Source organism: Niastella koreensis GR20-10, from assembly GCF_000246855.1.
In the GTDB taxonomy this organism is placed as follows: Bacteria; Bacteroidota; Bacteroidia; order Chitinophagales; family Chitinophagaceae; genus Niastella; species Niastella koreensis.
The window spans coordinates 8,648,203-8,661,115 of the sequence record NC_016609.1; the positions used below are offsets into that span (position 1 = coordinate 8,648,203).

The following is a 12,913-nucleotide window of genomic DNA, read 5'->3' on the forward strand; positions in this document are numbered from 1 at the left end:
GCTCTTGCTGAATTTTGTTAGAGTAATCGAAAATACCCGTTTAAGATTGAATGTGAACTTCAAACCGATGTTCCTTTCCATCATCTGTTAGTTGTATTGTATTTCCTTTCCCTTCGCTGGATTCTCCTTTCCACCATGATTCTACATTTACCTGTAATTGAAAAACAGTGAAATGGTATATTGACTGACCATATCTGTATTGTATTTCTATGGAAGGCCATTCGTGGGGAAAACACGGATTGAATATCAACTGATCTTTTTTCAATTCAATTCCAACCAAAGAGGAGATGATAAACTGATACATCCACCCTGCAGAACCGGTGTACCATGTCCATCCGCCTCTTCCTTTATGTGATTCGTTTGCATAAATATCAGCAACCATCACATAAGGTTCCACTTTGTACACTTGTACTGCATTTTGGTCTAAAGCATGTTGTATGGGTTGTATCATGCTGAATAATTCCCATACTTTTTCATGGTTCTTTTGTGCTGCAAAAGCCATAAGAGCCCAGATAGCGGCATGTGAGTATTGGCCTCCATTCTCTCTTACCCCAGGTACGTAACCCCGTATATAACCCGGGTTAGGGCCATTGGCGTCAAACGACGGTTCGAGTAATTGAATTATTTTCAGATCTCTTTTAACCAGGAATTTGTCGAGCGCATTCATTGCCATCTTTTTTCTTTCATCATTTCCTGCACCAGACAATACAGACCAGCTTTGGGCAATAGCATCTATTCGACATTCAACATTTTCTTTTGAACCTAACGGGGTACCATCATCAAAATACGCACGGCGATACCACTCACCATCCCACCCTGATTTTTCTATGTTAGATTGAAGAATTGCTGCATCCTTTCTGCATGCCTCTGCAAACAAATTATCTCCATTCGTTGTTGCAATAGAAATAAATTTTGTAAGAACGTCGTAGAAGAAAAATGCAAGCCACACACTTTCTCCTTTGCCTTTATTCCCAACACGATCCATACCATCGTTCCAGTCTCCTGCGCCAATCAATGGCAAACCATGTACGCCAAAACGATGGCTGTATTTTATTGCACGAACACAGTGTTCATACAAAGTGCCCGTTGCATTCAATGTCACAGGCAAATCATAAAGTGAATCTTCTCCTTCATTCAATGGGCGACTGTCGAGAAAGCCAATCTGCGTTTGTAAAATATCTAAATCACCGGTAACAGTAAGATACCGTGACACAACAAAGGGAAGCCATAGCAAGTCATCGGAACAACGTGTACGAACGCCCCTGCCTTCAGGGGGGTGCCACCAATGTTGCACGTCACCTTCGGCAAATTGCCTTGACGCACTTAACAATATTTGTTCTCTTGCCATGACAGGTTGCGTGTGCAGCAAAGCCAGCACATCCTGCAACTGGTCCCTGAATCCGAAGGCCCCACCTGATTGATAAAATCCGCTGCGGGCAAATATTCTGCATGCTACGGTTTGATAAATAAGCCATCCATTGGCTAATACATTCAACGATGCATCCTGAGTTGTTATTTGTACAGCACCGATAATTTGCTGCCAATACTCTTTTACATTTTGTAAAGATTGAATGACCGCATCCCTGTTGGCAAATTTTTGAAGTAGTGCATTTGCTTCCTGGATGTTCTTTTCATTTCCGATCTGGAATATAATTTCCTTTTCAGCGCCGTTCAATAAATCGAATTTTACATACAGTGCCCCGCAGGGGTCAAGAGCTGCTCCGGTTCTCCCTGAAAGTTTTTTCCTGTACAAAGCCTGTGGATCATCGAGTCTCCGGTTCCTTCCAATAAATTCTGAACGGTCTGCAGTGTAGCTGAAATTGTAACCGCCTTCCACTTTAAAATAACTGATACGTTCCGAAAATGCCGGGTTATACCTGTTACGAAACAAAAGTGCACCCGTGTTTTTATCCTGCTCCGAAAATACATGTACATTGGTTTTAGATCGAACATCGCCAAGAATGATTTCAAGAAATCCCATTGCCGAAAGTTTTCGCTCGCGACCTGATTCGTTTTTTAATTTCAACACAACAAACTTTACGGGAAGGTCTTTGTCTACAAATACAGACATCTCTGAATGAATACCACTCTCTATATGTTCAAAAATAGTATAGCCAAATCCATGTGTTATTATGTAAGGCGAATCTCCTTTTTTAGGAAAAGGTGAAGGGCACCAGAAAGTTCCTGTTTCTTCATCCCGTAAATAAAATGCCTCGCCCCCTGCATCACTAACCGGATCGTTGCTCCACGGAGTGATGCGGTATTCATGGGCATTAATGGCCCATGTGTATGCAGATCCATTTTCAGACACTACTGATCCAAATTGGGGGTTTGCAATCACATTAACCCAGGGCACAGGAGTGGTGTTATTTTTATCAATGATGATTTTGTATTCTTTTCCATTTTTAGTAAAGCCACCAGTTCCATTAAAGAATAGAAGATCATCGGGTAATGAAATGGCACGTTGTTGTACCGGTAAAGAAATTAATTTTGTTTCCAGCAAGGAAGGCAGCGGCTTTTCAGAGATTTGATTGGTAACCTGCTCCAATAAACTGCCTTTGTTATCAGAGATAATGATGCGGGCAACGCTTTCAAAAAGCAACCTGTCTTCCGATGATAATTGATCTGCAGATTTTACATAAATATTTCCCACCCTTTGCTGCCCGGACGTATTAGCCTCGGCTGTGATCAAACCTAATATTTGGTCCTGTAAAAATTGCCGGTAGGAGCCATAATCTTCATTCCAGATCACGAGATCAACAAAGAGACCTTTTAATCTCCAGTAAGCATGCGCCTGTACCATTTGTTTTACCAACTCCACACTTTCCTGCTCATAAACGTGAAGCAATACAATAGGCAGGTCCCCGGAAACAGAGTGACTCCACAGTCCCGATTGTCCGCGATAATTATTTTGGATTACCGTAGCATCGGCACGCAAATTTGAATTAGAATAAATAACAGATGATGCCAACCGGTTGTATAATTGCGCATCAGATTCTGTTGCATTAATCTGTCGCAGCAGCACTTGGCTGTGGGTCCATGAAAGTTCAAATGCACGATTTTTTAAAAAACGGTCCTGGTATTTGAACATCAGATTTTCACAGGCTTCTTTATTATCTGCAATGCCATAAACGAGATCAACTGTTGCCGTTTGATTGGGTTTAATAAGAATGCGGTACCGAATAGACATAACCGGGTCAAGTACTGAGCCTTCCTTACCTGAAAGAACAGCATCTATTGCCTGTGGATGTTGCAAGGTCCTTCCTCTTCCGATAAATTGCATACGATCTGTTTCATACGATACATCTTCCACCTCGCTTCCATTTACATGCATAAGGTGAAACATCCAGGGTGGAGTTTCTTCTTCGGAACGTGGCCGTCGCGTGCAATAGATGGTGTTGTGTTCACGAACTATCCGGGTCTGAACAAACAAGTTGCTGAATGCAGGATGCGCTTCATCCGATGCCTGTGTAGCCATCACCACTTCTGCATAACTTGTTACTTCTAATATTTTTAACGATTGTGTTTCGTTCGTAATTCTTATCCTTCTTAATTCGGTATCATCTTCCGGGGAAATAACAATCTCTGTCTTTGTATGAATGCCAAAATCGCTTCTTCTAAATTCAACGTGACCTTGTGAGAAAATAGCTTCATAGCTTTTTGCGGCTTGTAAAGTTGGTTGGTGTGTATTGGACCAGAATTTTCCACTATTCACATCTTTGATGTAACAGAAAATGCCGAGATCATCTTTGGTTCCATCTTCACGCCAACGTGTAACGGCCATATTTTTCCATCGACTGTAGCCCCCGCCTGAATTGCTTATCATTACCTGGTAAGGACCATTGCTTAAAAGTTGGATTTCGGGCAATTTTGTATTCGGCGAACCGATGCTTCTTACCTGTACGTCGGCTGCTGGTATACCTGTTTCAATGATGTCAGAAGTATGCGCATAGAAAATCGTTGTTCTTGGTATACGTTCCTGTAAAAGCAAAAGGGTTGCGTTGAAGCGAAGTTCTGATTCAAACCTTTTCTGCATCGGTTTATTGAGTAATAAATATGCCAATGAAAGAAGACTCATGCCCTGGTGGTGTACCATGTAGGAGCGAACAATACTATTTGTGCTTCCTCTTGGAACGCGACTTGGGGTATAATCAATCGCTTCATAAAAACCATATTCGCCAGTGAAGCCTTGTTTGAATTGTGTTTGCAAATTATTACATGCTTTTTGCGGCGAAACCATTAGTGCCAGCATTGAGGCATAAGGAGCAATAACCAGATCTTCTTCAAGTCCTCGTTTTAATCCAAGCCCCGGCACGCCAAATGCACGATACTGGTAATTCAGATTAGCATCCACGGTGTTATAGCCGGATTCCGAAATGCCCCAGGGAACTTCCCGTTGTGCACCATATTCTATCTGCCGCTTTACAGTGGCCATATTGGTTTGATACAATAAGGTGTTTTCATAAGAAGGCATTACTAACTGTGGCATAAGGTATTCGAACATAGAACCGCTCCATGAGAGCAGAATTGGATCGCCTCCTGAATTGGTTAACAACCTTCCTAATGCAAACCAGCTGTCCTGTGGTAATTTTCCCTGTGCTATGGCCACAAAAATTCCGAGTCTTGCTTCAGAAGCCAGCAAGTCATAATAACTATTATCCTTTCTCTGTTCTTCAACATTATAACCGATCCTTAAAAGATTGGTTGACTTTTCATAAAGGAAATCGTATTCTACTTCGCTTAATTCTTCGCATTGGTCAGCTAATTGAACCAATGAACGAATTCTTTCATCAGCTATAGTAATTGAATTTGAAATGCATTCATGCATTTGAGTTAGCCAATCGATAGTTTGTGCATCCTTTTCAGCCTGCAAATACAAATCAATTGATCTTAAAAGCAATTCCGGATGATCGCGCAAATCATTCAGCGTGGGGATTTCATCCAGTGCGTGGAGTTCTGAAAGGTGTTGAGGAACAGGTAATAAATGGATCCATGGTATGATCTGAAAAAGATCGCATTGCAAACCTTTTACTTGTTGCAATAGCTTCAGCGGCCATTTTTTCAATTCGGATTCCGTTTTAGACGACAGCAGCGATAATTCGCTGGTTAAAGAAAGCAGTTCATTCAAATGTTGTTTTGCAACGCTTAGTGAATTACTTTTTTCATCTATTATGCTGTTTAAAACAACGAGTATATTTTCTATTTGCTTTGCATCATGTTCATGAGAAATATCCTCTGCGATTTTCACGGTGGCCACTAACCCTTCATAATTTCTATTAGAAAAAACAGGTTCATGGATTTGTGATAATAACCCTTGTCTTAATGTGAGAAGGTGTCCGACGAGATTGCCACTGTCTACCGTAGATATGTATTTCGGATGAAGCGGCAGTAACGAAAGTGTATCATACCAGTTATAAAAATGTCCGCGGTATCGCTCCAACTTCAGCATTGTTGAAATCGTGCTGTTACATCTTTTCAACATTTCGCTTCCACTTATATAGCCAAAATCATATGCAGCTAGATTTGCCAGCAATGAGAGGCCCATATTAGTGGGAGATGTACGATGCGCTACTACAGCGATGGGTTGTTCCTGGAAATTATCGGGGGGTAACCAATTAGATTCCAAATTGACGAATTGTTCAAAGAAGAACCATGTTCTTCGTGCTGATTTATGAAGAAATAGATATTGAGCTTCGGAGAGGTTCGGCTTTTTTTCTGTTTCTTTTTTACTCAAACGCCATGCAATTGCCGGTGCACCAAGCCACAATAAAAGTATAGGTGCCGCAACATATAAGGCGTTGGCATTTATGTAAGCTAAAAGTATTGTAGTAATAATGGATAACGATGGTGTAATCCACATAGCTTCGTAAGAAGATTGTAGATTGTCACTACGAATGCCGGATGCAGCATAAGGCGTCCATTGCAATAATTTTTTGTGCGTGAAGATCATCCTCCAGTTTGTGCGCACAATTGCATCCATATTTTTAAAGGCTTCATAAGGAAGAACTGCCAAATCGAAGACGAAACGGATTAAGAAATTCCGTACTGAAATTCCTACCTCAACAAAATGCGAGGTGACTGTAACATCTTCAGGTTTGTTAATCAACTGCCATCCGGCCGCGGTTATCAATGGGAGTAAAACAGTAATAGTAACTACGAAAGTCCAAAACCAGGCAAAGGGAACTTCAAACCACCCTACTAATAAAAGTAACATTAAGGCAGGTGGTGTTAGACTTCGCCTGAGGTTATCAAATATTTTCCATCTGGATAATGCAGATAGCCTGTTCCTGATCAGGCGCCCTTTACTATCAGAAATGAAAGGAAGCATCCAGGCGCCAATTTGCCAGTCGCCTCTTATCCATCGATGATGCCGTTTTACGTCTGTTTCATATTGTGAAGGGCTTTCTTCATACAGGTGCACATCACTTAATAAACCTGAGCGAACATAACAACCTTCCAGCAGGTCATGGCTTAATATACGATTCTCCGGAAATCTGTCTTCCAATGCCTGTTCAAATACATCTACATCATAAATCCCTTTTCCAATGAAAGAACCCTCACCAAAAAGATCCTGGTACACATCTGAGGAAGCTTTTGTGTACGGATCAATGCCTGATAAATTGCCCTGCATTCTTAAATACAGTGAGACGGATGTTTTTGGTATGCCTGGCTCCACGCGGGGTTGCAAAATTCCATACCCGGCAACCACTCTTTTTTTGTTGGAATCGTAAATAGGATGATTTAAAGGGTGTGCCATTGTTGCTACAAACTTCCAGACAGATTCCCTTGGCAGCAGTGTATCCGAGTCAAGAGTGATTACATATCTTATATTGGTTAGTATACCCTGATCACCAACTACCAAAGAAAATTCATTGCGGTTTCGTTCTCTTAAAAGGGCATTCAGTGCAGATAGTTTCCCCCTCTTTCGTTCATAGCCCATCCATTTTTTTTCCGTTGGATTCCATTTTCTCGGACGATGAAACAGATAGAAGGTGTCAGACTCTGGTGTTGTATATTTTTCATTTAATTCTTTAATTCTTTTCTTCACTAATTCTACCAGACTTACATCATCAGGCATCGTTTCTGATATTGCGTCCATAAAGTCCGTCAACAGACCAAAATGCAGATTCGCTTCCCTGTTCGAAAGATATCTGATCTCCAGTCCCTCGATCAATTCTTCAATATAGGATTCACTTGAAAGCATTGTTGGAATTACCACCATGCTACGGTACTCTGGAGGAATTCCCCGCGAGAAATCCATCTTCGGAAGCAGTTGTGGTTTTACCCAAAGGGTAGAAAGCCAATTGACCAGCGAAACCGATAATTGTAAACATCCTATGAAAGAAAGAATTCCAACAACAGATAAAATTTTCCAATTGTAATGAACATAATCAAATGCGATATAAAATAACCCTCCGGCGAAGGCAATAGCCAGGGAAAAAATGGAAAAAATATATAAGAACACAGGCATTTTAGCTGCAACCCGCCTGAATTTCAGGCGCAGAGTATAATGCATGCCACAGGCATGTTCCATTTCTTTCAGGCCCTTATCAATTAAATAATAGCCGATATGCTCCTTTCTTTTGGAATAGGCATCATTGGTTTTGTTTTGATATGTTAATTTAATGGCGTTTTGGGCTACTTCGGTTTCAGACAGGTCGCACGATTTTGAAATCCTCTCCACGACGTGGCGATAATGATCTCTTGTAGCAAAATTCATTAAGGGATAAGTACCTGTTTTGTCTTGTCGAAACACTTGTTCCACACTGCTAAGTGTTTCAACAAACTCCCGCCAGTCTGTGGATACAAGGAAGCGTAATGTACCAATACTGTTGCGCACAGATACCTGATCGATTGCCTGCTTTTGATTTTCCTGCAATACAAGATCATTGCTGCTGCTTCCAAATACAGACAACTGCTGCTCCAACCAGTTAAGTGGTAACGCAAGTGCAGGCCCGTTTCCTTGTAATTTGCGGGTGAAACAGGATATGAAATGACTGTCTAATACAGGCTTTGATCGGGCCATGTCAGCGATTATGAGAATCAGGTCCTGGGGCTTGTCCTTTGCAGTAGCAATCATTTTATCTGACCAATGATCAGACAAATTATGATCAATTACATCCAGGGCTATTTTGCCTGCAAGCCTGCGTAAATTTTCAATGACTGCCAAACGTAACATAATGGGGATGGCCCATAATTCACCAAGTGTAAGATTTGTTTCTGACTGGTAATTGGCAACAAAGCGAGTTAAGCTGTTAACGTCAACACGGCCGTCACTGTGAGCAATAATTTCCAAAACAATATCATATACCCGGGGCATTCCTGCGGACATACCTTCAGCGAGATAAGGTAAGGCCTCACTATATCCTTTAGGTAAATGTTTTCTCGCAATAACCACCTGCTCTTCTATCAGGTAGAAATTATCGAGAAGCCATTCAGAAGCGGGGGTAATGGTTTTATCATTCCTTATACTTTCAACAAGGAGATTACGTACTTCCAGCAGTATCTTTTCATTGTCCTCTAACCGTTTCAATAGTTGGTCAGCAGATTTTCCTTTTTGAAGTTTATGAGATTTCGCAAGTACTTTGCCATGACGATCCATTTGATCTGAGGCATAGAGTTCTGACCGAAAAGGCTCTTCTTCGTATTTTCGCACAGTATTGTCATTAAGAAAATTGAACCGTAAACGTGATAATATGTCCAATACCGTAGTGGAAGTGACCTTCATGTTAATTTATATTCTTGATACATTTTAGGGGAAGCTCGATACTGAGCCAACCCGGTTTTTAACTGCTTAAGCTTTTAGCTTAAAAGCAGTACACTAAAACAGAAAAAAGCAGTGTAACAATTCACCTGTTCTTGTTGGTTCCGGTAAATCTTAGCCACATAAAGAATTTATATTCATCTATTTTGGCAGTCACTTTTTAAAAGAAAGCTGAGATGGTTTCTTGTGAAATAGAGGCTAGAATTTACATCATTAGATTGTCTTCTCTTTAAGAAAGCAATGGAGTGAAGTGGTAGGAGTGTAATATACGTATAATTAACTGTATTGCATTATTTAATTACTTTCAGTTGCCATTCGGTAAATTCTGTATTGGGAAGTGATTGAGGCTCTCAGCGGTCTTTTACTTCTCTCTGAATTCTTTCGGTGTAATCCCGTTTTTTGATTTAAAAACGGTTGAGAAATAAGCCGGAGAGGCAAACCCTGTTTTGGATGCTATCTCTGCAATAGTAAAGGATTCATTCTTTAAAAGATATTTTGCTTTCTGCAATCTCGTGTTTAAAATATAATCATTAACATTCATATTCAATAAAGTCTTCACTTTCTTGTACAACAGAACCTTCGAAACCCCCATGTTCTTACAAATACCGTCTATGTTGAAATCTTCGTTTGACAAATTACTTTCAACCAACGCCGTAAATTCGCTGATGAATTTTCTATCTGGTTTACTTATTACCTGTGTATTTAAAGCAACAGGGATTTCACCGGTATAATGTTCTTTCAATCGTGCGCGGCTGGCGAGCAGGCTTTTTATTGTTTGATCAAGGAATGTAGTATTGAATGGCTTGGTAACATAGGCGTCTGCCCAAATCTTTATGCCTTCAATTTGCTGCTCTATAGAAGTTTTGGCGGTTAGTAGTACAACCGGGATATGTGAGGTACGGAAATCAGTTTTAATAATTCGGGTTAAAGCCAGGCCATCTTTACCCGGGATCATCACATCGCAAAGGATAAGATCCGGAATATGATCGAAAGCCAGCTGTAAAGCCGTTTGACCATTATCGGCTTCCAGTATTTGGTATTGCGTAATAAATTTTTCCGTTAGAAAATGTCGGAGGTCTGCATTGTCTTCAATGATCAAAACGGTGTATTCTTTGTTTGTTTGTTTGGTTTCTATTTCCTGCTTTACAGGTTGTTCAGTTTCAAGATCAGCAGTATATATTATTTCAAGTTCATATAAAAATGGGTGGATTGCCACTTGCGATGAATCCACTATTTCATCTTTTGCAAGATGTGCATTGCCCAGCGGAAGATGAATTTTGAACGTAGTACCCTTCATATTTTCACTTGCTACAGTTATGGAACCTTTATGTAATTCGATCAGGTTTTTGCACAACGCCAGTCCAAGCCCCGATCCCATGTAGTTCTCATATTCGCCCTGGTAAAATACATCGAATGCGTGTTCTACAGCTTCTTTCGGCATGCCCACCCCATTATCTTCAATTCTGATCTCCGCATGGGGGCTATTTTCACTTTTGTCAATATAGATGTGTATATAACCATTGTCTTTGGTAAACTTGAAAGCATTTGACAGCAAATTGAAAATAACTTTATCGAGCATAGTTACATCCATCCAGATACTCAATAGTGGTTCCTTCGTGATCAATCTTAGATCAATATTTCTCTTTTGAGCAATGCTTTTATACGATTGAATAATATCGGAAACAAAAACGATCAAATCGTTTTCAGAGGCTCTTAATTTCATTTTATTCACCTCTATCTTTCTAAAATCCATCAATTGATTCATCAGCCGCAATAGCCGCATCACATTCTTTCTAATTAAACCAAGGGTTTGGCTGGTATTGTATTGGTTTTTGTTGCTGGCCATCAATTCTTCCAGTGGTCCAAGAATCAGGGTTAAAGGTGTTCTGAATTCATGGGAAATATTAGTGAAAAAGTTAACTTTTGCTTCATTGGCAGCTTTTAATTGTACCTGATGTTCAAGGATCTCCTGGTTTTGCAGCTGCAACTTTCTACTGATCTTCCGGTATTGCTGTAGCGAGTAAAACGCCAGCCCCCCAAAAAGAAGCGATAAAAAAAGCGATGAAACCAGTACATATACAAAAGCGCGTTGGTTGTTATAGATCCTTGTCTGATTTTCCAGCATTTTTTCCTGCCGCTCAATTTGTGTTTGCAAGCTGGCCGCTTTTGCAACCTGCAATTGCATAATGCGCACGTTGGTTGAATCGATTACCGTAGTTTGGATAAGATTTTCTTTAAAAAAAGGTTCCTTATTAAGGATCTTTACGGCTGTTCTGATAATTTCCTCACCCCCTGTTGGGTTCAACATGGTGGCCGTTATTGTTTTTTCGGAAACGAATTTCAAGCCGGTACTCGGCAAACCATCCACTCCAATGATAGCCGGCTTAATGCCCACCATGTCTTTAAATACTTCGTAGGCAGCCTGTGCCATCATATCATTCTGGGCAAATACGAGGTTCACATCCGGGTACCTGGTTGCTATTTTCGACAATTCATTTTTTGCCGTTTCAGGTAACCACTCGCCGTTTATCTGTTGTACCACTTGTAGCGAAGGATAGTTTTTAATAGCATCGGCAAATCCGTTGTGTCGTTCTGTGGCAGGCGACGATTTAGGTAGCCCGGTAATTTCAATGATCTTTCCTTTTCCCTTGAGAAGATGTGCTGCATATTCGCCGGCCGTTTTGCCTATTGCATAATTGTCGCTGCTTATAAAAGCGGAGTAATGGGGCGTAGCTACTTTGCGGTCAACCACTATCACAGGTATGCCTTTAAGATAAGCCTGTTCTACCACAGCGGTTAATGGTTCGCCCTCGTTTGGGGAAATAATCAACAGATCGATTCCTGACCGCAACAACTCGTTCGACTGCATTACCTGTTTTTGACTGTTACCGTCGGCTTGCCGGTAAATGAAATGTAAATTGGACTGAAAAGCCAGTTCGCGGTGCATTTCCTGCAGCATGGTTTTTCTCCAATCGTCTGATTCAACGCATTGGGAGAACCCGATTGTATAATACCGCTGCTTTTGCTCACTGGTACAGGCCCCAAAGCATATAAGTACACCCATAGTCCCTAAAACCAGGGTTTTATAAAGGCTATTCCATCCGGGTAATGACGAGCAATTCGTTTTTGGTAGTATCATATATACTGGCTGTAAAGCAAAGTGAAAAGCAATCCTTAAATAAATTTATCAGGCGGTATGGAGTGTTCAGATCTTGAGCAACATACAGGGTGGGATAATGAAACAATTTCTAAAGACCCAATTACAATTTCGAAAGCCAAAGTTTGAAATGCTTATGCCAATCATTGAATGGTAGTCTTTTATAAAAATACGACTATTAATATTAATTAGAAATGATTTTGAACAGGTTTAGAATATCCAGCCGCTACGGTTAATGTATTTTGCTGAAGATTGGTTGTCTACATAGAAAACTCCTTTGGAGTCGCATACTTTAAATTGAAATGAATCCGACCTTTTGAATGATTGCAAGCCAGGGTTTGTTTTTACTTACCCTCTTTTTCAATTTCTTAAGTAAAAAAATTGTATGAAAAACTCAGCCCTAATAGCAGAAACCCGCCAGATTTATAATTCAATTGAACAACAAATTGAGAAAATTTCATTGGAAGCCGAAGAAGGAAAACGGATAGAACAATCGTTCTGCCTCGCTATGAGAACCTGGCTCGAAATGGAGGTCCTGGTCAGTGATCACCGATTTTTAGATCAGGAAGAAGAAATATATTTTTATAAAAACCTGAAGCCTCAATTTCTCGGATTGATTGAATATTTTACTCTTTTATATAAATCCGTTTTATTTCAGCCAGAGGACCGTATGAAAACAGGTCTATATTGGGAACATGAATTGAAGAGCTGCAGGGAATTGATTTCCATATATAACACAAACTGCCGGTTTTATGAGCAACACCTGTTCGGTACGGATTTATGTCACCTCGAACAAAACAATCGGCAATCTCTGCTTTTTGGACTCAATGTTGACCGGCTCAATTTTACTGATGCTTCTTACAGCTATTTGCGCGGCAGGTTAATTGCTATGAAAAGGTATCAGAAGTACATTCAGATTAAATTGTATGAAAACACAGTGTTACTGAAAGATCTGTTGGTTTTTGACCATCACTCCCTGGCTAATTAAATTT

Annotated in this window: 3 protein-coding genes; 1 reads left to right on the forward strand and 2 read right to left on the reverse strand. The window is 40.4% G+C overall.

Annotation, left to right across the window (positions count from 1 at the left end; all coding sequences use genetic code 11):
* Nucleotides 1-40: 40 nt before the first annotated feature.
* On the reverse strand, nt 41-8,656 hold the full coding sequence (locus tag NIAKO_RS34875) for a GH36-type glycosyl hydrolase domain-containing protein (RefSeq protein ID WP_242675416.1): 8,616 nt from the start codon (nt 8,654-8,656) through the stop codon (nt 41-43).
* 469 nt (nt 8,657-9,125) lie between these two features.
* A complete protein-coding gene (locus NIAKO_RS34880) occupies nt 9,126-11,828 on the reverse strand; it encodes a hybrid sensor histidine kinase/response regulator transcription factor (RefSeq protein ID WP_014223219.1) in 2,703 nt (900 codons plus the stop codon).
* A gap of 478 nt (nt 11,829-12,306) precedes the next feature.
* Between NIAKO_RS34880 and NIAKO_RS34885 the strand changes: the two genes are divergently transcribed.
* On the forward strand, nt 12,307-12,909 hold the full coding sequence (locus NIAKO_RS34885) for a hypothetical protein (protein WP_014223220.1): 603 nt from the start codon (nt 12,307-12,309) through the stop codon (nt 12,907-12,909).
* Nucleotides 12,910-12,913 lie beyond the last annotated feature (4 nt).